The 24,497-nt window shown below is 72.0% G+C and carries 12 protein-coding genes; 9 read left to right on the forward strand and 3 right to left on the reverse strand.

Annotation, left to right across the window (positions count from 1 at the left end):
* On the reverse strand, nucleotides 1-2,879 hold a 2,879-nt coding region (locus tag ACFYX0_RS40320), incomplete at its 3' end, for a type I polyketide synthase (protein WP_388978907.1).
* Entirely contained in the window at nucleotides 2,872-10,272 is a 7,401-nt protein-coding gene (locus tag ACFYX0_RS40325) for a type I polyketide synthase (protein WP_388978910.1), read from the reverse strand. The genes ACFYX0_RS40325 and ACFYX0_RS40320, both read right to left, overlap by 8 nt.
* Nucleotides 10,273-10,812: 540 nt before the next feature.
* Between ACFYX0_RS40325 and ACFYX0_RS40330 the strand changes: the two genes are divergently transcribed.
* The 7 genes from ACFYX0_RS40330 (at nucleotide 10,813) to ACFYX0_RS40360 (ending at nucleotide 19,208) form a co-directional block, all read left to right on the forward strand.
* Complete coding sequence (locus tag ACFYX0_RS40330; protein WP_388978913.1) at nucleotides 10,813-11,682, forward strand: 3-hydroxyacyl-CoA dehydrogenase family protein; 870 nt, start codon at nucleotides 10,813-10,815, stop codon at nucleotides 11,680-11,682.
* Nucleotides 11,683-11,700: 18 nt separating this feature from the next.
* Nucleotides 11,701-11,952 carry an acyl carrier protein gene (locus tag ACFYX0_RS40335; RefSeq protein ID WP_355922862.1) on the forward strand — a complete coding sequence of 84 codons (252 nt, stop codon included), beginning with the start codon at nucleotides 11,701-11,703 and terminating at the stop codon, nucleotides 11,950-11,952.
* 41 nt (nucleotides 11,953-11,993) lie between these two features.
* Nucleotides 11,994-13,178, forward strand: coding sequence for a hypothetical protein (locus ACFYX0_RS40340; RefSeq protein ID WP_388978916.1), 1,185 nt, complete (start codon nucleotides 11,994-11,996; stop codon nucleotides 13,176-13,178).
* A 1-nt stretch (nucleotide 13,179) separates the two neighbouring features.
* Nucleotides 13,180-14,313, forward strand: a complete 1,134-nt coding sequence (locus ACFYX0_RS40345; protein WP_388978918.1) for an acyl-CoA dehydrogenase family protein — start codon at nucleotides 13,180-13,182, stop codon at nucleotides 14,311-14,313.
* A gap of 379 nt (nucleotides 14,314-14,692) precedes the next feature.
* Nucleotides 14,693-16,729 carry a M4 family metallopeptidase gene (locus tag ACFYX0_RS40350; RefSeq protein WP_388978921.1) on the forward strand — a complete coding sequence of 679 codons (2,037 nt, stop codon included), beginning with the start codon at nucleotides 14,693-14,695 and terminating at the stop codon, nucleotides 16,727-16,729.
* A gap of 245 nt (nucleotides 16,730-16,974) precedes the next feature.
* A complete protein-coding gene (locus tag ACFYX0_RS40355) occupies nucleotides 16,975-18,633 on the forward strand; it encodes a M4 family metallopeptidase (RefSeq protein ID WP_388978923.1) in 1,659 nt (552 codons plus the stop codon).
* Nucleotides 18,634-18,701: 68 nt separating this feature from the next.
* Nucleotides 18,702-19,208 carry a DUF1990 domain-containing protein gene (locus ACFYX0_RS40360; protein ID WP_311698974.1) on the forward strand — a complete coding sequence of 169 codons (507 nt, stop codon included), beginning with the start codon at nucleotides 18,702-18,704 and terminating at the stop codon, nucleotides 19,206-19,208.
* A 99-nt stretch (nucleotides 19,209-19,307) separates the two neighbouring features.
* Here ACFYX0_RS40360 and ACFYX0_RS40365 read toward each other — a convergent pair whose 3' ends face one another.
* Complete coding sequence (locus tag ACFYX0_RS40365; RefSeq protein WP_388978925.1) at nucleotides 19,308-21,932, reverse strand: glycosyltransferase family 1 protein; 2,625 nt, start codon at nucleotides 21,930-21,932, stop codon at nucleotides 19,308-19,310.
* 419 nt (nucleotides 21,933-22,351) lie between these two features.
* Between ACFYX0_RS40365 and ACFYX0_RS40370 the strand changes: the two genes are divergently transcribed.
* Nucleotides 22,352-23,554 carry a S8 family peptidase gene (locus ACFYX0_RS40370; protein WP_388978928.1) on the forward strand — a complete coding sequence of 401 codons (1,203 nt, stop codon included), beginning with the start codon at nucleotides 22,352-22,354 and terminating at the stop codon, nucleotides 23,552-23,554.
* Nucleotides 23,555-23,784: 230 nt separating this feature from the next.
* Nucleotides 23,785-24,497, forward strand: a 713-nt coding sequence (locus ACFYX0_RS40375) for a maltotransferase domain-containing protein (RefSeq protein ID WP_388978930.1), incomplete at its 3' end; no start/stop codon positions are given.

Consider the following 24,497-nt stretch of genomic DNA (forward strand, 5'->3'; position numbering starts at 1 on the left):
ACGCACCACCGCCCGGAAAGCCCAGGGCCCACACCCTCCCCAGCCACCTCCGACCACTCCACCCCCACCAACCACTCCGCCCACTCCGCAGAAGCACCGGCGGCGGTGGAGCGGACCGGCGCGGCCGGTCGGGGTTCCTCGCTGAACCAGTGGCGTTCGTGCTGGAACGGGTAGGTCGGGAGGGCGACGCGGCGCCCTCCCGGGCGGCGGCCCTCGTGGAAGGCCGCCCAGTCGACGGGGACGCCGTGGACATGGAGCGTGGCCAGGCTCCCCAGGAGTTCGCAGCTGTCACGGCCGGGGCGCAGGCTGGGCAGCCAGAGCGCGTCGGCGTCGGGCAGAGCGCCACGGCCCAGCCCGAGCAGCACGGGCCTGGGACCGATCTCCACGAAGGCGCGGGCCCCCGAGGCGTGCAGGGCGCGCAGGCCGTCCGCGAAGCGGACCGGGGCCAGGGTGTGCCGCGCCCAGTAGCCGGGATCGCGGAGTTCCTCCGCGCCCACGGGTCCGCCGGTGACGTTGGAGATCACGGGGATGCGGGGGGCGCTGAACCGGACGGCGCGGGCCGCCTCGGTCAGGGGCGCGGTGACGGGCTCCATGAGCGGCGAGTGGAACGCGTGCGAGACGCGCAGATCGCGCCCGGTGACACCGTGCCGGGCGAGTTCGGCGACCGCCTCGCGCACCTGCCCCTCGTCGCCCGAGACCACCACGTCCTCGGGGCCGTTGACGGCGGCGACGGACACCAGCGGATGGCGTCGTACGACGTCCTCGACCAGGTCGGGCCGGCCGCGCAGCGCGACCATCACTCCGCCGGCCGGGAGCTCCTGCATCAGCCGGGCGCGTTCGGCGACCAGGCGCAGACCGTCGGCGAGGGAGAACACCCCGGCGACACAGGCGGCGGTGTACTCGCCGACGCTGTGCCCGAGCACGGCCACGGGCTCGATCCCCCACGACCGCCACAGCCGGGCGAGGGCGTACTCCACGGCGAACAGCGCGGGTTGGGTGAAGCGTGTGTTCCGCAGCTCCTCGGCGGCTGTGTCCGCGTCCGCCGGGTCCGGGTACAGCAGGGGGGTGAGCGGGCGGCCCAGGATCGGGTCCAGGATCCGCGCGCACTCGCCGAGGGCCCGGCGGAACACCGGCTGCGTCTCGTAGAGTTCCCGTCCCATGCCCGGGTACTGGGAGCCCTGGCCGGTGAACAGGAACGCGACCTCGGGGACCGAGCGCGCGCCGCGGACCTGTCCGTCGAAGGTGCCGGGGCCGCCGTCGGTGAGCCCGCGGACCAGTTCGGCGGCGGAGCCAGCGACGACCGCCCGGCGGTGTTCGAGATGGCTGCGCCCGGTGCCGGCGGTGAGGCAGACGTCGGCGAGGGACGCCCCGCCCGCGCCGTCGGCCACGAACGCGGCCATCCGCGCCGCCGCCTCGTCGAGCGCCGCCGGGGTCGCGCCCGAGACGGTGAGGACGTGGGCGGCCCCGTCGGCGGACGGCTCCGCGTCCGTCACGGACATGTCCTCGGGGGCCGGGCCCTCCAGGACCACATGGCAGTTGGTACCGCTGAAGCCGAACGAGCTGACCCCGGCCAGACGGCGGTCCTCGTGCCACGGCTCCAGGGCGGTGGGCACCCTCAGGGACAGTTCGTCCCAGTCGATCAGCGGGCTCGGGTGGTCGAGGTGCAGCGTGGGCGGGAGGGCACCGGCGCGCAGCGCGAGGACGGCCTTGATGACGCCGGCGACACCGGCGGCCGCCTCCAGGTGCCCGAGGTTGGACTTGACCGAGCCGATCGCCAGGGGCCGGGTCCGGCCGGCGAAGACCGCGCCGAGCGCGGCGGCCTCGATGGGGTCGCCGAGCGCCGTGCCGGTGCCGTGCGCCTCGACGTAGCCGATCTCGTGCGGCTCGGCGCCCGCGTCCCGGAGTGCCTGCCGGATGACGTCCTGCTGCGAGGGGCCGTGCGGCACGGTCAGTCCGCTGCGGTGCCCGTCCTGGTTGGTGGCGCTGCCCCGGACGACGGCGAGGACGCGGTCGCCGTCGCGCCGGGCGTCGGCGAGCCGTTTGAGGACGATCATTCCGCAGCCCTCGGCGCGTACGTATCCGTCGGCGGCGGCGTCGAAGGGCTTGCAGCGGCCGTCCGGGGCCATCATGCGCGCCTTGGAGAGACTGATCGTCTCGTGCGGGGTGACGATCTGGTTGACGCCTCCGGCGAGCGCCGCGTCACAGTCTCCGGAGCGCAGGTTCATCACGGCCAGGTGCAGCGAGACCAGGGAGGACGAGCAGGCGGTGTCGACGGAGAGGGAGGGGCCGGTCAGTCCGAGGAAGTACGACAGCCGTCCGCTGGCCGTGCTGGTGGTGCTGCCGGAGCTGAAGTAGCCGTCCAGGGCGTCGGCGCCCTGGGCCACCATCGCCTCGCGGTAGTCGACGTTGCTGATGCCGACGAAGACCCCGGTGCGGGCGGGCAGACTCTTCACGGGCATGCCCGCGTCCTCGAACGCCTCCCACGACACCTCCATCAGCAGTCGCTGCTGGGGGTCGACGCTGGCCGCCTCGCGGGCGGAGATGCCGAACAGCGCGGCGTCGAAGCCGGTCAGGTCGTCCAGGAAGCCTCCGTGCCGGGTGGACATCCGGCCGGGGGCGTCCGGGTCGGGGTCGTAGTAGGCGTCCACGTCCCAGCGGTCGGCGGGCACCTCGGTGATCGCGTCGCGGCCCTCGGCCAGCAGCCGCCAGTACGCGTCGGGGCTCCCGGCGCCCGGGAAGCGGCACCCCATGCCCACGATCGCGACCGGCTCCCGGCCCTCCGCGGCGGAGCGGGCCCGGGCGACCTCGTGCTCCAGTTCCTCGATCCGTGCCAGGGCCCCCTTCAGCAGGGCCTCGTAGCGGTCGTTCTTCTCACGCATGGTCGAAGTTCCCGATCCCCAGCTTCTTGGCCAGCAGTTCCGCCACGTCGTCGGCCCCCGAGCCGCCGGTGTCCCCGGGCTCCTCGGCCCCGCCCGCGGTGTCGTCGTCCGTTGTCGCGTCCGAGTCGTCGTCGAGGCCAAGGACCTCGCCGAGGTGCCCGGTCAGTGACGACAGCGTCGGGTAGTCGAAGACAACGGTCTGGCTCAGACGGCAGCCCAGCACGGTCCCCAGCCGGTTGCGCAGTTCGATGGAGCCCAGTGAGTCCAGGCCGAGCGAGAACAGGCCCACGTCCGGCTCCAGTCCGGTGTCCGAGCCCAGGGCGTGCACGACCTGCTCCCACACCGTGTCGGCGAGCAGCCGGTGGCGTCGCCGGGGGTGCTCGGCCGCCAGCCGGTCCTGGAACGTGGCGGACCCGGCGGGGGCGGCGCCCGTCGCGGGGCGCGGCCGGAACCCGGACAGGAAGGGGACGGGGCCGATCTGGTGCTCCAGGAACCGGGGCCAGTCGATGGGCAGGACGGCGACCGCACCGCCCTCGGGACGGGCCCCGAGCAGTGCGCCCAGCGCGTCCACGCCCTGGCGGAGCGGGATGACGCCCTCGCCCATCCGCTCCAGTTTCTCGTCGAGGCCCAGCCGGGCGCTCATGCCGGCCCCGGCCCAGGAGCCCCACTGCACGGCCAGGGCCGGCAGTCCGAGGCCCCGGCGGTAGGAGGCGAGGCCGTCCGTATAGGCGTTGGCGGCGGCGTAGTTGGCCTGGCCGGGCGCGCCCAGCGCGGAGGACACCGACGAGAACAGCACGAAGAGGTCCAGGTGCAGGTCCCGGGTGAGCCGGTGCAGCAGCCAGGCCCCGTTCGCCTTGGGGCCGTGCACCCGGGCGAAGCGTTCGGCGGTCTGCTCACCGATCACCCCGTCGTCGAGGACGCCCGCGAGGTGCAGCACCCCGCGCAGCGGCGGCAGTTCGGGATCGTCGGCGATCCGCCGCAGACAGTCCGTCAGTGCGGCCTCGTCCGCAACGTCGACGGCGGCGGTGTCCACGCGGGTGCCGGCGGCCCGTAGCTCGTCGATCACTTCCTCGGCGTCCGGACCGGGCGCGCCCCGCCCGGCCAGCACCAGATGGCGGGCGCCCTGCTCGTGCAGCAGCCGCGCGGTCCGCAGGCCGAGCCCGCCGAGTCCGCCGGTGATCAGGTACGTGGCGTCCGGGGAGACGGCCGGGCCGGCGGTGGTCGTGGGGGTCGTCCGGGTGAGCCGGGCCAGGTGCCGGGTGCCGTCGCGGTGGCCGATCTGGTTCTCCTCGGATCCCCCGGCGGCCAGGGCCAGTTCGGCGGCGAGCCCCGTGGCCTGTGCGGCGAGGGGGCGCGCCGGGTCCAGATCGATCTGCACCGGTCGTAGATCCATCTGTTCGAGCCCGACCACTCGGCCGAGGCCCCACAGGGCCGTCTGGGCCGGATCGGTCACCTCGTGGCCCGCCACGGCCTGCGCGCCCCGGGTCACCACGCACAGGCGGGGTGTGTTCTCGCCCCGCCCGGCCAGGGCCTGGACGAGGTGCAGCAGCCGTACGCCGTGCCGGAGCGCCGCGTCCGCGTGGGCGGGGGCCGTGGGCCCGGTGCCGTCGTCCGCGGTCCCGAGCTGTTCGGCGGGCCAGGCGGCCACGACCAGGTCGCAGCGTCCGCCGGTGCCGGCGAGCGCGTGGTCGAGCAGGCGCCCGACGTCCTCGGGTCCGTCGGCGCCGGAGGGGTCGAGGGTGCGGACCGTGGCGCCGTGGGTCCGGGCGGCCTCGGTCAGCGCCGGGGCGAGCGGCCCTTCGGACAGGACGAGCCAGTGCCCGCCCCGGCCGCCCGGCGCCGGTGCGGCGGCCAGTTCCGGTGTCCACGAGGTCCGGTAGAGCCAGTCGCGCCAGGCGGCCCCGGGTCGGCCCAGCATGGCCTGCCGCTGGGCCCGCTTGAGCAGGACGCCCTCCATGGTGAGGACGACCCGGCCCTCGCCGTCGTAGAGGTCCACGTCGCCGTGCAGGGTCTCGGGGTCGTCGCTGTCCGCGGGCCGCAGCCGGGCGTGGCACCACGCCGAGGTGCCCACCCGCTCGTGGAACAGCATGCGTTCCACGCCGACCGGCACATACGTCCGGCGGCCGTACTTCTCCGGATAGGTGACCGTCAGCGCCAGGAAGCACGCTTCGAGCAGCACCGGGTGGATCCGGTGGAGCGGCGCCTCGTCGGTCAGCTCGCTCGGCAGGGCGATCCGGGACAGACAGGTCGCGTCCTTGCGCCACAGGCGTTCGGTGGCCCAGAACAGCGGTCCGAGGTCGATCTCGCGTTCCCGTTCGCCCCGGTAGATCTCCTCGACCGGGACCTCCCCGGTGAAGCGGGCCGTCAGATCCGCCAGGGCTTCGGCCGGGGCGGTCCGCGCCTGCTCGGGCCCCGGCGCGAGCCGTCCCGAGATGTGCGTGGTCCACGGCTCGGTGCCGGCCGCCCCGACGGGCCGGGAGTGGATACGGAGCGCGTACGCGTCCCCCGACTGCCCGCCCTCCGGTTTCAGGACGGTCTGCATGTCCCGGTCGACGCCCTCGTCGGGGAAGGTCATGGCCCGGTGGATGAAGAAGTCCCGCAGTTCGACGCCCTCGGTGCCGAAGGCCTCCTGCCCGGCGGCGAACGCCGTCGCCAGATAGGCCACTCCGGGCATCACCACCGTCTGGAACACCCGGTGGTCGCCCAGCCAGCTCAGATCCCGTACGCCCACCACGGACGCGAAGCGGACGTCGTCGCTGTCGGCCAGCTCCAGCAGCCGCCCGATCAGCGGCGCCGTCCCGGCCCGCGCGGCGGGCGGGAAGGCGGCCCCGGCCGGGGCGTCGATCCAGTGCCGTCGCCGCTGCCACGGGTAGGTGGGCAGGGCGACCCGCCGGTGCCGCCCGGGTGCCTGGAGCCGCCGCAGGTCGACCGGACGTCCGGCCTCCCACAGGGCACCGGCCGCCGTCAGCAGCTGGCGCTGCTCGCCGTCCCGGCGCAGGCTCGGCACCAGCCGGGCGGGGAGCCGGTCGGCGACCTGCTCGTTCACGAAGGGCAGCAGCGTGGGGCGGGGGGAGATCTCCAGGAAGACGTCCGCGCCGGACGCCGCCATGGCCGCCGCGCCGTCGGCGAACCGTACCGGCCGCATGATGTGCTCGACCCAGTACTCGGCGCGCGCCAGTTCCTCGCCGGCCGGCTCGCCGGTGACGTTGGAGACGACCGGGACGCGGGGCGCGGCGTACCGGACGGACGCGGCGACCTCGGCGAACCGCTCCAGCACGGGCCGCATCAGCGGTGAGTGGAAGGCGTGCGACACCGTCAGTTCGCGGTGGCGGAGACCGCGTTCGTCCAGGGTGGCGAGGATCTCCGCGACGGCGGCCCCGGCGCCGGACACGACGGTGGAGCGGGCCCCGTTGACCGCCGCGATCGAGACCGTGTCCCGGTACGGGGCGATGAGTCGGTCCACCTCGTCCTCGGGCGCGGCCACGGACACCATGCGGCCGCCGTCGGGCAGCGCGCCCATCAGCCGGCCGCGCTCGGTGACCAGGGTCAGCGCGTCCGGGAGGGAGAACACCCCGGCGCGGCAGGCCGCGACGTACTCGCCGAGGCTGTGGCCGATGACCACGTCGGGCCGTACACCCCAGGACTCCCACAGCTCCGCGAGGGCGAACTCGAAGGCGAACAGGGCGGGTTGGGCGTACTCGGTGGAGTCGACCGGGGAGTCCTCGCCCTCGGCGGGGAACAGCACCTCGAGCAGCGGCCGGGGCAGCCGCCCGGCCAGCAGCTCGGCGCAGCTGTCGAGAGCCGCCCGGAAGACGGGCTGGGTGTCGTACAGCTCGCGTCCCATGCCCGCGTACTGCGACCCCTGGCCGCTGAACACGAACGCGGTCCGGCCGCCCGACGGGAGGGCCGCCCGGCAGGGCTCGGCGCCGAGCGCGTCGGCGGCCTCCTCGGAGGTCGCCGCGACGACCGCGAGCCGGTGCTCGAACGACCGGCGGCCGGTCGCCGCGGTGAAGCACACGTCGGCGAAGGGCAGTTGGGGCTGTTCCTTGAGGTGCCGGGTGTAGCGGTCCGCCAGCTCCCGCAGCGCCTCGGGGGTGCGAGCGCTGAGGGTGAGCAGCCGGGGGCCCTCGGGCGCGGGGCGAGCGCCGGGCTCGGCGGCGGGGCCCTCCTCCAGCACGACATGGCAGTTGGTGCCGCCCATGCCGAAGGAGCTGACCCCGGCCCGGCGCGGGGTCTCCCCCTCCGGCCAGGCGGTGGTGGCCGTGCTGACGTGGAACGGCCCGGACGCGAAGTCGATACGCGGGTTGGGCTCGGTGAAGTGCAGGCTGGGCGGCAGGGTCCGGTGCTCCAGGGCGAGCGCGGTCTTGATCAGCCCGGCGATGCCGGCCGCCTCGTCCAGATGCCCGATGTTGGTCTTCACCGATCCGATGGCGCAGGAGCCCGCGACGACGGGCCGCTCGGTGCCCGCCCGGAACGCCTCGGTGAGCGCGGCGATCTCGATGGGGTCGCCCATCGCGGTGCCCGTGCCGTGCGCCTCGACATAGCCGATGGTCGCGGAGTCGACTCCGGCGTCGTCCAGGGCGTCCCCGACGACCTCGGCCTGCCGCTCGACGCTCGGCGCGGTGAAGCCGACCTTGTCCGCGCCGTCGTTGTTGACCGCGGAGCCCTTGATGACCGCGACGATCCGGTCGCCGTCGGCGAGGGCGTCGTCGAGCCGCTTGAGCACCACGAGGCCGCAGCCGTTGCCGAAGAGTGTGCCCTCCGCCCGGGCGTCGAAGGCCCGGCAGTGCCCGTCGCGCGAGCGGATCATGCCCTCTTCGTGGAGGTAGCCGCCCTTCTGCGGTACGACGATCGAGACGCCGCCGGCCAGCGCCATGTCGCTCTCGCCGGACCGCAGGCTGCGGCAGGCGAGGTGCACGGCGACCAGGGAGGTGGAGCAGGCGGTCTGCACGTTCACACTCGGACCGCGCAGGCCCAGCTTGTACGAGGCGCGGGTGGGCAGGTAGTTGCGGTCGTTGCCGAGCTTCAGCTGGAACTGGATCATGTCGGCCTCGATGAACGGGCCGCCGTGCGGATACCCGAAGTGCGGGGCGAGGTTGTTCACCAGATACGTGCTCATGCCGGACCCGGCGAAGACGCCGACCGGCCCCAGCTCCTCGCCCGGCGCGTATCCGGCGTTCTCGAAGGCCTCCCACGCGCACTCCAGGAAGACGCGCTGCTGGGGGTCGACGGTGGCGGCGTCCTTGGCGGTGATGTCGAAGAACGCCGCGTCGAACAGGTCGATGTCCGGCAGCACCGCGCCGGCCGGCACATAGTCGGGGTGGTCGAAGAGCCGCCGGTCGGCCTGGTCCAGTTCGTCCGGGCCGAACCGGGTGACGGACTCGATGCCGTCGCGCAGGTTCTCCCAGAAGGTCTCCGTGTCCCCGGCGCCGGGGAAGCGGCCCGCCATGCCGATGATCGCGATGTCGGCCCCGGCCGCGCCCACGCCCGTACGGCGGGGGCGGCGGCGCCCGGTGGCGGGGGCCGCGGCGTCGTCGAGGTGGGCGGCCAGCGCCCGTAGGGTGGGGTAACGGAACAGATCGACGACCGGGAGGGCCCGGCCCAGCAGCTCGGTCAGCCGGCGCTGGACCGCGACCAGGTGCAGCGAGGTGCCGCCGATGTCGAAGAAGTTGTCGTGGACGCCGACGGTGTCCAGCCCGAGGACGTCCCGCCACACCTCGGCCAGCAGCCGTTCGGTGTCCGTGTCGGCCCCCACCGGGGCGGTGTCGGAGAGCCGCTCGAACACGGCGGGCGGGGTGAGCCGGCGGCGGTCCGTCTTGCCGCTGGAGGTCAGCGGCATCGCGTCCAGCACGTCGTAGGCGTCGGGCACCATGGGGCCCGGCAGCCGGTCCGCGAGATGGTCGCGCAGCCGCCGGGCGGCGCCGTCGCGGGGCGCCCCGGGCCGCAGCACCAGGTGGGCGACGAGCCGCTGGTGGCCGTGCACGTCATGGGCGAGCACGACGGCCTCGGCGACGTCCGGATGGGCGGCGAGGGCCGCCTCCACCTCGCCGGGCTCGATGCGGACGCCCCGGATCTTGACCTGGTCGTCCATGCGCCCGAGGTGGTCGACGGTGCCGTCGGGCAGGGCGCGGGCGAGGTCGCCGGTGCGGTACAGGGCGCCGTCCCCGAACGGGTTGGCCACGAACCGCTCGGCCGTCAGGTCCGGACGGCCGAGATAGCCGCCCGCCACGCCCGTGCCGGCGATGCACAGCTCGCCCTCGGTGCCGTCGGGCACGGGCCGCAGGTCCCCGTCGAGGACGTACACCTGGACGTTGTCGAGGGGCAGCCCGATGGGCGCGGTCGCGGGCCAGGCGGCGGGGTCGCCGGTGAGGGTGCAGGTGGTGGCGTCCTGGAACTCCGTCGCGCCGTAGTGGTTGTGCAGCAGGGCCCCGGTGCGGCCGAACAGCTCCCGGAGCGCCGGGGTGATACGCAGCCGCTCCCCCGTGGTGATCACCTCTCGGAGCGCCGGGGGTGCGGGCCGGTCCAGGGCGGCCTCGGCGAGCTGGGTCAGCACGGTGACCGGCGCGAAGAGCCGTTCGACGCGCTGCTCGGCGAGGAAGTCGGCGAGCGCGAAGGAGTTGCGGCGCACGTCCTCGTCGGCGAGGACCAGCGTGCCGCCGAAGCACAGGGTGGAGAAGATCTCGTGGAAGGAGAAGTCGAAGCTGACCGCGCACACCTGGGCGGTCCTCGACCGGCAGCTGCCGGGGCGGCTGCGGTCGTGCCAGGTGAGCATGTTGACCAGGGAGCGGTGGGTCATCGCGACGCCCTTGGGGCGTCCCGTCGATCCCGAGGTGAAGACGACGTAGGCGGGCGTGTCGGGTCCGCCGTGCCGGGCGGCCGCGTTCCGCTCGTCGCCGTCCGCGAGGGCGCCCCCCTCGTCGGGGACCGTGACGCGTACCGTGTCCGCCGGGAAGGCGCGGGAGCCGTCGGTGACGGCGACACGGATGCCGGCCTGCTCCATGATGTGCCGTACCCGCTCGTCCGGGTCCGCGGCGTCCACCGGGACATAGGCGGCGCCCGCCTTGAGGATGCCGAGCATCGCGGCGAGGAGTTCCGGGCCGCGCTCCAGGCACAGGGCCACGGGTTCACCGGTACGGGTCCCGAGCTCGTGCAGACGCCCGGCGACGCGGTCAGCCATCGCGTCGAGTTCGCCGTAGGTGGTCTGCCGTGCGCCGTGGACGACCGCGACCGCCTCGCTGCCACCGGGGTGGCGAGCCCCCGCGGCCCGCTCGCCGCGTGCCATCCGCTCGAACAGCTCGTGCACCGTCGTGTCCGGGACGGCGGCGACGGCTCCGAGCCACGCACTGGACGGCTTCCCCGCGTTCGGTCCCCGCCTGTCGCGCGCGTCGCTCATCGCCTGGCTCCCCCGGATGCAATCAGCAATCAAAGGCTGTTGGACGAATGGTATGGAAGTCCGGCGGCTGGGCAGTATCAATTGCTCGGGCCACAGGACGATTTGGACAGTTACGGCTGTGCCGCGTGAAGCGGAGTCGACGCCAGACTAGGCATCCAAGGGGCCCTCTGCGCAAGGGTCTTCGGGAACTAAAGATCCACAGTCGCTCAACTCCCGCTTCCTCGTCGTGCCGCCTGGTTGATCGGCACCCTCACGGGTTACTGTCCATCACGGGATCTTGTTCTGCTGATCGCTTGGGGGCATGCTGGTCCACGGGTAGGCTTCCCGGCGCTCGGCTCAGTACTGGTGTTGTCGGTTCGGCGCCGGTACCGTCCTGCTCCGTTCGGTGATACTTGGCCGAAATAGTCAGGGGGAAGCGCCGTTGCCCGTCGGCGGAGCGCTTCATTCGCCATTTGTTAAACACCAATTTCTTGCCTGCCCGGCAGCTTACGACCACGGCTGCCAGGACAACACTCCACTGCGGGGAGACAGGGGACAGTGATGGTGAACGTTCGTACCGTGGGTGTGATCGGGGCCGGGGTGATGGGGCGGGGCGTCACCGTCGCGCTCCGCCAGGCCGGCTACCGGGTGATCCTGGTCGACCGCACCGAGGAAGTCCTGAAGCGCACCCGCACCCAACTCCGGGACGACGTACGGCTCTACGCGATGCTGGCCACCGAATCGGCCCTCACTTACGACGAGTTGGCCGTCCAGACCGTTTTCACCACGAAGATCGAGGACCTGGCCGAGGCGGATCTGGTCGTCGAGAACGCCACGGAACGCTGGTCGGTGAAGCAGCCGATCTACGAACGGCTCGGCGAGATCCTGCGCCCGGACGTCGTCGTCGCGGTCAACACCTCGGCCATCTCGATCACGCGGCTGGGCGCTCTGACCGGCCGGCCCGAGAATGTGATCGGCATGCATTTCATGAACCCGGTCCCGCTGAAGCCTACGGTTGAGGTGATCCGGGCCTTCCACACCTCCGCATCCACGGTGGATACCGCGCGCGAGTTCCTGTCCTCGATGGGCAAGAAGAGCATCGTGGTGAACGACAGCCCGGGGTTCGTGACCAACCGCGTCATGATGCTGACCGTCAACGAGGCCGCGTATCTGGTGCACGAGGGCGTCGCGTCGGCCGCCGACACGGACCGGCTGTTCGTGGAGTGCTTCGGCCACACCATGGGGCCGCTGGAGACCGCCGATCTGATCGGCCTCGACACCGTGCTGCTCTCCATCGAGGTGCTGTACGACGAGTTCAAGGACAGCAAGTACCGCCCCTGCCCGCTGCTGACCAAGCTGGTGGACGCCGGCCTGCACGGCCGTAAGAGCGGACAGGGATTCTTCAGCTACCAGGCCGCGAAGCGCGGCTGAAGGGGAGGACGGGGCACCATGGCCGACAGCGCCGGCAACAAGGAAGCCATTCGCGAGTTCATTCTCGACAACATCTCGGAGTCGGCCGTCGGCGACGACGAGGACATCTTCGAGCGCGGCCTTGTGCGTTCGATGTTCGTGATGCAGTTGGTGCTCTTCGTCGAGCAGGAGTTCGGCGTTTCCATCACCGGCGAGGATCTGCAGTTCGACAATTTCCGGACGGTCGACCGTATCGACGAGCTGGTGTCCCGAAAACTGGCCACCGTCTGAAAATCGGTCCCTGAAGGAGTCGACAACGGGAAGGGCCTTCGATGCCTACCGTACATGTGCGCCTTTCACAGGGGGTTCCGGAATCCCTCGCCCCCGAGCTGATGAAACGGATCTTCTTCGTGTCCAGCTCGATCGCGGAATTCGAGCTGACTCGCGAGGCGGGATCCGTGACAGGCGTCGAACTCACCCTGCATTCCACCGCGGGCGCTGATTCCGCGGAGGTCGCGGCAAAGGTGAACCGCGTGGTGGCCGAGCAGATCCTGCCCCAGCGCCCGCTGGCACCCCGGGTCGTCTGGGAGTCCCCGGTGCAGCGGGACACGTTCGCCGACACGTTCCCGCAGCTGGTGGAGCAGGGCACCGTGGTGGTCTCCGGGGAGGGCCAGGTCGGCTTCGGCGAGCCGCTGATCTCCCTCTTCGCCTGGCTCGACAAGCGGCTGCGGGCCATCGCGCTGAGCCTCGAGTCGGCCCGCGAGTACCAGTACCCGACGCTGCTGCCGACGAGCGTGCTGGACCGGTTCGGCTACTTCGGCTCGTTCCCGCAGTTCCCGATGTTCGTCACCCGGCTCCACAACGACCTGGACGTCTACCAGTCGTTCGTCGAGCGCTACACCGCCGAACAGCGCCTGCCGGACGATCTGTTCGAGCACTGCTCCGACCACACCTACTGCCTGCCGCCGACGATGTGCTACCACAGCTTCCACCAGTTCCAGGGGCGGCGGATCGACGGCGACATGGTCGTCACGGCGCGCGGCAAGGCGTTCCGCTACGAGTCCCGCTACCACACCAGCCTGGAGCGGCTGTGGGACTTCACCATCCGGGAGTTCGTCTTCATGGGCTCCCCGGAGTTCGCCGCGGAGTGCCGGAACAGCGTGATGCAGCAGGCGTTCTCGCTGATGGAGGAGCTGGACCTGGCGGGCCGGTGCGAGGTCGCGAGCGACCACTTCTTCACCAACGCCGACACCGCGGGCAAGATCCTCTCCCAGCGCATGATGGAGCTGAAGTTCGAGCTGCTCCTGCCGGTCTCCGCCGACCGGTCGATCGCCGTGGGCTCGTTCAATCTGCACGGCAACTTCTTCGGGGACTCCTTCGGCATCACGGGCCCCGGCGGCGGCTCGATAGCCAGCGGATGTGTGGGATTCGGCCTGGAACGGCTGGTCCACGCGTTCCTCAGTCAGCACGGCAGCGATCCGGCACGCTGGCCCGACGCGGTCGCACGGGAGATGTGAGGTGGACACGGTGCTGTACGGACTGACACCGCAGCAGCAGGAGGACCGGGCGTCCTTCGCGGCCTTCGTCGACGACCACCTCGTACCCGAGGCGGACCGCTGGGACCGGGAGCAGCGGCTGTCGGACTCGATCGTCGAACTCCTCGGCAAGTCCCGCCTCCTGGTGCCGACGCTGCCGACCGAGGCGGGCGGCAGCGGCATGGACGTGGAGACCTACGGCCTGCTGAGCGAGGAACTCGGCCGGGGCTGCGGCAACATCCGCAACCTCGTGGCCGTGCAGGGCATGGTCGCGCACGCGCTCCTGAAGTGGGGCACCAAGGAGCAGGCCGACCGCTGGGTGCCGCGCATCGGCACCGGGGAGACGGTCGGCGCCTTCGCCCTGACCGAGCCCGAGGCCGGCAGCGACGCGCGCAACGGCTCGATGACCGCGGAGCGCACCGGGGCGGGATTCGTCCTGAACGGCCGGAAGAAATGGATGAGTTTCGGGCAGCGCGCCGGAATCTTCCTGGTCTTCGCCCGACTGGAGGGCGAGCCGGCGGCCTTCGTGGTGGAGCGCGGCACGGACGGCTTCCGCACCGAGCCGATCTCCGGTCTGCTCGGCCTGCGCGCCTCCGAGCTGGCGGAGCTGACCTTCGACGGCTGTGTCGTGCCGGAGTCGCATCTGATCAGCCGCGGCCGGCTCACCTTCGACCTGCTCGCCACCGGCTCCCTCGACTACGGCCGCTACAGCACGGCCTACGGCTCGGTGGGCCTGGCCCAGGCGTGTCTCACCGCGAGCCTGGAGTACACCCGTGAGCGCACCCAGTTCGGCGTACCGCTCCGGGACCACCAGCTGGTGCGCCGCATGCTCACGGACATGATCTCCTCGGTCGAGGGGGCGCGGCTGCTGTGCCGCCAGGCCGGTGTGCTGCGGGCCCGCAACCACAAGGACGCGATCCGCCAGACCCTGATCGCGAAGTACGTCGCCTCCCGCGCCGGCTTCGCGGCCGCCAACGACGCCGTCCAGCTGCACGGCGCCAACGGCATCGGGCCGGACTTCCCGGTGCAGCGGCATCTGCGGGACGCCAAGGTGCAGGAGATCATCGAGGGCACCAGCCAGATCCAGCAGCTCCAGATCGCCGAGATGACCCTCTAGTACTCGCGCGCTCCAGGGCCCCGTCGGCGCCGCCGGCGGGGCCTTCGCGTTGTCCGGAAACGCGTGCCGGGCTGTCCGGAATCAGCGGTCGTCACCGCACTCTCGGCCCACTCACCCGAACAGTTCGTATAACGAACATGACTATCCGGGCAACGAACCATTTCCAGCCAACTTCTTGATGCGATCCTGACAATTCTGGCGCTCTCTGCCACGCTTCCCACGGCCACCTCACAGCAACCCCACAGCTTCGCCGCTGTGCCGTGGCCCGTCACCTTCATGCACCTGGTTCCGCGTTCCGCCTTTGTTCTGCCCGGACGGGCGACCCTCCGTCCGGTCTCCCCTGGCCGCGCGACCCGCGGCCGCGCAGAAGGAGTCAGTGTTGAGAAGCAGTTCCTCTCGCAGACGCACCTCCCACACCCCCGCCCGCCGCGCCGCGGCCGTCGCCCTCGTCGGCGTCTCCGCCCTGCTGGCCGCGGCCGTCCAGTCGGGCGCCGCGAGCGCCGTCCCGGCCCAGGCGGGGAACGTCGACCTCGCCCATGTGGCCATGCAGCTGTCCCCCTCGCAGCGCGCCGAACTGCTGCGCGACGCCGACACCGCGAAGGCGGACACCGCCCGGGCGATCGGCCTCGGCGCCCAGGAGAAGCTGGTCGTCCGTGATGTCGTGAAGGACGCGGACGGCACCGTGCACACGCGCTACGAGCGCACCTACGCCGGCCTCCCGGTGCTCGGCGGCGACCTGGTGGTCGACACCGCCAGGTCCGGGCAGACCCAGCGGGTCATCAAGGCCACCTCGGCCACCATCAAGGTCGCCACGCTCACGCCCGCCCTGACCGCCGCCACGGCGGAGCAGAAGGCGCTGTCCGTCGCACGGGCCGAGGGCTCGAAGAAGACCGACGCCGACCACGCGCCACGCAAGGTGATCTGGGCGGCGAGCGGCACGCCCACCCTGGCGTACGAGACGGTGATCGGCGGGTTCCAGGACGACGGCACCCCGAACCAGCTGCACGTCATCACCGACGCCGCCACCGGCAAGGAGCTGTTCCGGTACCAGGGCATCGAGACCGGCGTCGGCAACACCCAGTACAGCGGCCAGGTCACGCTGACCACCACGCAGTCCGGCTCGACCTACACGCTGAACGACGGCTCGCGCGGCGGGCACAAGACGTACAACCTCAACCACGGCTCCTCCGGCACCGGCACGCTGTTCTCCCAGTCGAACGACACCTGGGGCAACGGCACCACGTCGAACGCCGCGACCGCGGGCGCGGACGCCCACTACGGCGCGCAGGAGACCTGGGACTTCTACAAGAACACCTTCGGCCGCAGCGGCATCAAGAACGACGGCCAGGCCGCGTACTCCCGCGTGCACTACGGCAACTCGTACGTGAACGCGTTCTGGGACGACAGCTGCTTCTGCATGACCTACGGCGACGGGTCCGGCAACGCCGACCCGCTGACCGCGCTGGACGTGGCCGGCCACGAGATGAGCCACGGCGTCACCTCCAACACCGCGGGCCTGAACTACTCCGGCGAGTCCGGCGGCCTCAACGAGGCCACCAGCGACATCATGGGCACCGGCGTGGAGTTCTACGCCAACAACTCGTCGGACGTGGGCGACTACCTCATCGGCGAGAAGATCAACATCAACGGCGACGGCACCCCGCTGCGCTACATGGACAAGCCCAGCAAGGACGGCTCGTCCAAGGACAGCTGGTACTCGGGGCTCGGCGGCCTCGACGTGCACTACTCGTCCGGCCCGGCGAACCACTTCTTCTATCTGCTGAGCGAGGGCAGCGGCACCAAGGTCATCAACGGCGTCAGCTACAACTCGCCCACGGCGGACGGGCTTCCGGTCACCGGCATCGGCCGGGACAAGGCGCTGCAGATCTGGTACCGGGCGCTCACCACGAAGTTCACCTCGACCACCAACTACGCGTCGGCCCGCACCGGCACGCTGGCGGCGGCGGGCGAGCTGTACGGCACCACGGGCGCCGAGTACAAGGCCGTGCAGGACGCGTGGGCGGCGATCGCGGTCGGCTCCCGCTCCGGCGGCGGCTCCGGCGGCGGGACGTCGTACGAGAGCACGACCAAGGTGTCGATCCCGGACAACGGCCCGGCGGTGACCTCGTCGATCACCGTGAGCGGCCGTACCGGCAACGCGCCGAACAACCTCCAGGTGACGCCGAACATCACCCACACCTGGCGTGGTGACCTGGTCATCGACCTGATCGGCCCGTCGGGCACCGCGTACCGGCTGAAGAACTTCAGCTCCTCCGACTCCGCGGACAACGTGACCGACACCTACACGGTCAACGCCTCGTCGGAAACGGCCAACGGCACCTGGAAGCTGAGGGTCCAGGACCAGGCGGCACAGGACGTCGGCACGATCAACAGCTGGAAGATCACCTTCCCGTAACCCGCAGTTCAGAGCCCGTCAGGCAGGGCGCCGTCCCGGAGGTTCGAACCCCCGGGGCGGCGCCCGTTCACATTTCCGAAACATTAACCAGCCAAACGATTTTGAGCCAACATCACTTTGGGATCCTGACATGTACGCGTCCTTGATGGGACCCTTCCACCACCCGCCGCACGAGCACAGCAACTTCACATCCCTTCCGGCCGGCAACCCCACGCCGGTCGGTCTCCCCCACATAAGGAGCTCGCGTGACTCCCCGCTACGCGCGTCACCAGCGCACCACTCTGGTCATAGCGACCGCCGTCGCCGCCGGAGCGCTCCTCACCACCGGCCTCTCCACCGGCGCCTCCGCCCAGACCGGGTCGGCCGCCGCCAAGGCCCCCCTCGCCGCCGCCCCGACCGCGCTGTCCGCGTCGGCCCGCGTCTCCCTCGTGAAGGAGGCGCAGGCGAACGCCTCGGAGACGGCCCGCCAGATCGGCCTCGGCACCAAGGAGAAGCTGGTCGTCAAGGACGTCGTGAGAGACGTCGACGGCACGGTGCACACGCGCTACGAGCGCACCTACGCCGGCCTCCCGGTGCTCGGCGGCGACCTCGTGGTCCACACCTCGAAGGCCGGCCAGACCGAGGGCGTCACCAAGGCGACCAAGTCGGCAATCAAGGTGGCCTCCCTGAAGCCGCAGATCACCGCCGCCAAGGCGGAGAAGCAGGCCGTGACCACCGCCAGGTCGCTGGGCTCCGCCAAGTCCGCCGCCGACGGTGCGCGCAAGGTCATCTGGGCCGGCTCCGGCAAGCCCGTCCTCGCCTACGAGACGATCGTCGGCGGCCTCCAGGACGACGGCACCCCGAACCAGCTCCACGTCATCACCGACGCCGCCACCGGCAAGGAGCTCTTCCGGTACCAGGGCATCGAGAACGCGACCGGCACCGGCAAGACGCTGTACTCGGGCACCGTCAGCCTCACCACCACCCAGTCGGGCTCGACGTACAACCTGACCGACGCCTCGCGCGGCAGCCACAAGACCTACAACCTGGCCCGCAAGACGTCCGGCAAGGGCACCCTGGTCTCCGGCTCGACCAACGTCTTCGGCACCGGCACCGCGTCCACCTCCTCCTCCGACCAGACCGCGGCCGCCGACGCCGCCTACGGCGCGCAGGAGACGTGGGACTTCTACAAGAACACCTTCGGCCGCAGCGGCATCAAGAACGACGGTGTCGGCGCCTACTCCCGCGTCCACTACGGCAGCGGCTACGTCAACGCGTTCTGGGACGACAGCTGCTTCTGCATGACCTACGGCGACGGCGAGGGCAACGCCGACCCGCTGACCTCGCTGGACGTGGCCGGCCACGAGATGAGCCACGGTGTCACCGCCAACACCGCGGGCCTGGACTACAGCGGTGAGTCCGGCGGCCTGAACGAGGCCACCAGCGACATCATGGGCACCGGCGTGGAGTTCTACGCCAACAACCCCTCCGACCCCGGTGACTACCTCATCGGCGAGAAGATCAACATCAACGGCGACGGCACCCCGCTGCGCTACATGGACAAGCCCAGCAAGGACGGCGGCTCGGCCGACTCCTGGTCGTCCAGCGTCGGCAACCTCGACGTTCACTACTCGTCCGGCGTGGCGAACCACTTCTTCTACCTGCTGTCGGAGGGCAGCGGCGCGAAGACGATCAACGGCGTGAGCTACAACTCGCCCACGTCCAACGGCTCCACGGTCACCGGCATCGGCCGGGACAAGGCGCTGCAGATCTGGTACAAGGCGCTGACGACGTACTTCACGTCGACGACCAACTACAAGTCCGCCCGCGCGGGCACCCTCTCGGCGGCGTCGGCCCTCTACGGCTCCGGCAGCACCGAGTACAAGGCGGTTGCGGCGGCCTGGTCCGCGGTCAACGTGAACTAGCCACGAACAGAGCACCACAGCGGCCCCCGGCGGGAAGGCGACGCCGGGGGCCGCCCTACGCTGGGACCATGTCCTTCACGTACGAGGATGTCGGCGCGACCCGCGACGGCCACTGCCCCGAGGGGTTCCGCCCCCTGCACGTCCGCGCACGTATCGGCGAGGGCGAGGAGGTCTTCCGCCGGGCGGCCGAGGCCCTCCTCACCTGGGAGGTGCACCGGGCGCTGGGCGTCGGCGTCCTGACCGGCGCGGACCGGGCGGCCCCCGGCATCGATGTCACCCTCTCCCTGGCCGGCATGATCAAGGCCCCCTGCCGGGTGGTCTGGACGGTCGAGGAGCACCGCCGCGCCGGCTGGGCCTACGGCACGCTGCCGGGGCATCCGGAGTGCGGCGAGGAGGCCTTCGTCGTGGACCGTACCGGCGACGGCACGGTCTGGCTGACGATCACGGCCTTCAGCCGCCCGGCCCGGTGGTACACGAAGGCGGGCGGCCCGGCGGCCCGGGGCCTCCAGCAGGCCTACGCCCGACGCTGCGGAGCGGTTCTGCGCAAGCTGTGCGCGGACATCCCGCAGGACTGACACCGCCCCGGCGGCCCGCGCCACGGCGACAGGCCGTAAGCGGCCCGCTCCCGCCCGGAGCGGGCCGCCACCGTCTTCGTCGGCGTGGCCGGTTCGTCGTCAGCGCAGCAGTACTCCCGGTGCCTCCGTCAGTTCCTCCGAGGGGACCGTGAGCAGGCCCAGTTCCGCGCTCGAGGCCAGGAGGGGGTGGGTGGGCAGGATGCGTACGGTGTAGCCGAACGGGCCCGTGCGGTCCAGGGACAGCGGGCCCTCGTACAGCCAGCGGCCCTCCAGGTCCGGGCCGCCCGCAGGTTTCAGGGCCGTCGCCGTCGCGTCCGCGATGCGGTCGTCCGCGTCGACCCGGCCCGACACCGCCTGGACCTCCACGTCGTCGGGCGTCAGATCGCCGAGCCCCACCCGGACCCGCAGCTCGAGCGTCGCGCCCAGCTCCGCCGTCGACGTCGCGGCCGTCGCCTCGACATGGTCGACCGTGACGCCCGGCCAGGCCGCCCGCACCCGCGCCTTCCAGCCCGCGAGCTGCCCCGCCGCGTTCGGGGTCATCGCGCGGTGCGCGTGCGCCGCCGGGGTGTACAGCCGCTCCACGTACTCGCGTACCATCCGCCCGGCCAGCACCTTGGGACCCAGGTTCATCAGGGTCTGGCGGACCATCTCGATCCAGCGGTCGGGCAGCCCGCCCTGCCCCCGTTCGTAGAACCGCGGGGCCACCCGCCGCTCCAGCAGGTCGTACAGCGCCGCCGCCTCCAGCTCGTCGCGGCGGTCCTCGTCCGTCGCGGCGCCGTCCGCCGTGGGGATCGCCCAGCCGAAGTCCGGCTGGAACCACTCGTCCCACCAGCCGTCCAGGACCGACAGGTTGAGGCAGCCGTTGAGCGCCGCCTTCATGCCGCTCGTCCCGCACGCCTCCAGCGGCCGCAGCGGGTTGTTCAGCCACACGTCGCAGCCGGGGTAGAGCTTCTGCGCCATCGCCATGCCGTAGTCCGGGAGGAAGACGATGCGATGACGCACCCGGGGGTCGTCCGCGAACCGCACCAGCTCCTGGACCAGCCGCTTCCCGCCGTCGTCCGCGGGATGCGCCTTGCCCGCCACGACGATCTGGACCGGGCGCTCCGGGTGCAGAAGCAGCTCCATCAGGCGGTCCCGGTCCCGCAGCATCAGCGTCAGGCGCTTGTACGACGGCACCCTTCGGGCGAAGCCGATCGTCAGCACATCGGGGTCGAGCACCCCCTCGATCCAGCCGAGCTCCGCCGTTCCCGCGCCGCGCTGCCGCCAGGACGCGTACAGCCGCTCCCGCACCTCCAGCACGAGCTGTTCGCGCAGCACCCGGCGCAGGTCCCAGATGTCCTGGGCCGGGATCTCCGCGATGCCGTCCCAGCGCTCTCGCCCACCGACCGTCATGGCGTCCTCGGTGCGCTCCGCGCCGATCTGCCGCGCCCCGAGCCGGAACACCTCCGGTGCCACCCAGGTCGGCGCGTGCACCCCGTTGGTCACGGACGTGATCGGCACCTCGTCGGGGTCGAACCCCGGCCACAGACCGGAGAACATCTCCCGGCTGACATGGCCGTGCAGCAGCGAGACACCGTTGGCGCGCTGGCCGAGCCTGAGGCCCATCACCGCCATGTTGAACAGGTTGGGCTCGCCGCCCGGATAGGTCTCCATGCCGAGCTGGAGGACCCGCTCCACCGCGATGTTCTCCAGCTCCGCGCCCGGTCCGAAGTGGCGGGCCACCAGCTCCCGGTCGAACCGGTCGATCCCGGCCGGGACGGGGGTGTGGGTGGTGAAGACCGTGCCGGCCCGCACCGCCTCCAGGGCCGCGTCGAAGTCCAGGCCGTTCGCGCACAGTTCCGCGATGCGCTCCAGCCCGAGGAAGCCGGCGTGGCCCTCGTTGGTGTGGAACACCTCCGGTTCGGGGTGCCCGGTCAGCCGGCAGTACGTGCGCACCGCGCGCACCCCGCCGATGCCGAGCAGCATCTCCTGGAGCAGCCGGTGCTCGCTGCCGCCGCCGTAGAGCCGGTCGGTGACGCCCCGCTCGCCGAGGTCGTTCTCCTCGACGTCCGAGTCGAGCATCAGCAGCGGCACCCGGCCCACCTGGGCGAGCCAGATCCGGGCCTGGAGCCGGCGGCCGCCGGGCAGGCCGAGGGACACCCGGGCGGGGGTGCCGTCCGGCTCGCGCAGGGGTGCCAGGGGCAGTTCGTGCGGGTCGAGCACCGGATAGTGCTCCTGCTGCCAGCCGTCCCGCGAGAGGGTCTGCCGGAAGTAGCCGTGCCGGTACAGCAGGCCCACGCCGATCAGCGGGACCCCGAGGTCGCTGGCCGCCTTCAGATGGTCGCCGGCGAGGATGCCGAGGCCGCCGGAGTACTGGGGCAGCGCGGCGGTGATGCCGAACTCGGGCGAGAAGTAGGCGATCGCGGCGGGCAGATCGGCCCCGGAGGAGTGCGCCTGGTACCAGCGCTCGCCGCTCATGTAGTCGGCCAGATCGCCGGCGGCCGCGGCCAGGCGGCGCAGGAAGCGGCGGTCCTCGGCCAGCTCCGCCAGCCGTGCCGGCGGCACGCTCCCCAGCAGCCGCACCGGGTCCCCGCCCGAGGCGGCCCAGTGCTCGGGGTCGACGGACTGGAAGAGGTCGCGGGTCTCGGAGTGCCATGACCAGCGCAGATTGCGCGCGAGGTCGCTGAGCGGGTGGAGGGATTCGGGGAGTACGGGTCGGACGGTGAACCTGCGGATGGCCTTCACGAGTTCCACCTTCACGTAAGGGCGTACGCGGTGTGTCTCCCCCGACGGTACGCCGCGTGGCAACGGTGCGTTCGGCTTACCGCCGGTTCGCGCGCGCCGCGTGCCAGGTCCTGTCGTCAAACTCCCGTCGTCCGCCCGGAGGGCGGGCCCTGCGGCGACGTGGGGCCCCTCCCGCTCGGACGAAGCCGAGAGTGGGGAGCGTGCATGGCGTCGCGGGGCAGCCGGGAGGTCGACGACAGGGCCTGGGGTCCGTACCTGTGGCGGGCTCGACCGATATGGCCGATTCCGCCCCGCCGGGCGGCCTTGTGGCGGTTCACACCGCACGAGAGGCTGCCCACCGGCGTACCGGTCGGCGGCGGTGCGGGGGCGTGGAGGGTCCGTGGTCGCCGTACGCCGAGTGGAGGAGGGGAACGCACACCATGGCACGGAAGAGAACCGCACGTCTGCGCTGGGCGGGCTGCCTCACCGCGGTCACCACGGTGGTGGCGCTCTCGGCCGCCGCCGAGCCCGCGCACGCCGCACCGGAGGGAATGGTCCTCGGCGCCGGGGCACCCGGCTCCGTCCGCGGCAGCTACATCGTGACGCTCAAGAGGGGAACGAGGGCCGGGTCGGCGGCCGGCGAGGGCATCGCAAAGAGGTACGGGACGAGAATCGGCCACATCTACGGGACGGCCCTCAACGGGTACGCGATACGGGCCGACGAGCGTCAGGCCCGGCGTCTCGCGGCGGACCCCCGGGTGGCCTCGGTGGTCCAGGACAGCCGGGTCTCCCTCGCCGCGACCCAGAAGAACCCGCCGTCCTGGGGCCTGGACCGCATCGACCAGCCCCGTCTCCCGCTCGACGGGAGCTACACCTCCCCGGGGCCGGAGGGCGCGGGCGTGACGGCGTACGTCATCGACACCGGCATCCGTATCTCGCACAAGGACTTCGACGGCCGGGCGAGCTACGGCTGGGACTTCGTCGACGGCGACGGGACCGCCGCCGACGGCAACGGCCATGGCACCCATGTGGCCGGAACCATCGCGGGCACCGCGTACGGGGTCGCCAAGCGGGCGAAGGTGGTCTCGGTGCGGGTCCTGGACGACCGCGGCTCCGGCACCACCGCCCAGGTCATCGCCGGTATCGACTGGGTGACCCGGCACGCACACAAGCCCGCGGTCGCGAACCTCAGCCTGGGCGGCCGGGCCAACGCCCAACTGGACGCGGCGGTCCGCGCCTCCATCGCCTCCGGGGTCACCTATGTGGTCGCGGCGGGCAACGACGGGCTTCCGGCCGTCCAGTACTCCCCGGCCCGGGTCCCCGAGGCCGTGACGGTCGGCGCCGTCGACCGGACCGACACCCGGGCGCCCTTCTCCAACTGGGGCCCGGGAGTCGACCTGTTCGCCCCCGGTGTGGGGATCACCTCCGACGCGTACACGAGCGACACCGGCCACACCACCCTGTCCGGTACGTCGATGGCGACGCCGCATGTCACGGGTGCGGCCGCGCTGTATCTGGCCCGGCATCCGAAGGCGACCCCCGCCCAGGTGGGCCAGGCACTCGTCCGGCAGTCGTCGTCCGTGGACGTCACGGAGGCCGGCTCCGGCTCGCCCGGCAAACTTCTCCGGGTGGACCGCCCTTGAACTGCCGTTCACCGGGCACCCGTACTGTTACCGGCCTCGCCCCAGCGGGCGGGGCCGGTCCCTTTCCCTCGTCCGGATGCGGCCGGTCTTGAAGGTAGACATACGCGTGAGTAGTTAACAAAGTGCCGGAATGCCCACCCGCACATGGTGGGAAGGCTCTCCCGGTAGACCCGCCGGCCACCTTCCGACACCCTCATCCGCCACCCACGTTGACGCGGACAGGAGCGGTCATGCCCCCGACGCACGACTCGCCGACACCTACGGCACCGGGCACCGGCGCCTCCCCATCCAGGACCTCCGACGCCGGTCCCCCTGGCCCCCTGACACCCTCGGCGGACCAGGGACCGGCCCCGGGCCTCGCCCTCGGACGCATCCCCGTCCTCGACGTACGCCCCCTCGTCCTCCAGGGCCGCCGGCCCGCCAAGGCGGTGGTGGGCGAGGAGTTCGAGATCTCCGCCACCGTCTTCCGCGAGGGCCACGACGCCGTCGCCGCCCATGCGGTCCTCACCGATCCACAGGGCCGTCCCGGTCCCCGGATCGCGATGCGTGAACTCGCCCCCGGCACCGACCGCTGGGGCGCCACCGTCTCCGTCCCCCGGGAGGGCAACTGGACCTACACCGTGGAGGGGTGGGGCGATCCGGTCACCACCTGGCGGCACCATGCCACGATCAAGATCCCGGCGGGGATCGACACCGAACTGGTCCTGGAGGAGGGCGCGCGGCTGTACGAGCGCGCGGCCGCCGGGGTTCCGGAGCAGGAGGGCTCCGGTGCGGTGCTGCTCGCCGCGGCCGACGCCCTGCGCGACACCGGCCGTCCGGCCGCCTCCCGGCTCGCGGCGGCGCTCACCCCTGAGGTGGACGGTGTGTTGGCGCGGTTTCCGTTGCGGGAGTGGGTGACGTCGTCGGATGCGTTGCCGTTGCTGGTGGAGCGGGAGCGGGCGTT

Source organism: Streptomyces sp. NPDC002573, from assembly GCF_042889625.1.
Lineage (GTDB): Bacteria > Actinomycetota > Actinomycetes > Streptomycetales > Streptomycetaceae > Streptomyces > Streptomyces gibsoniae.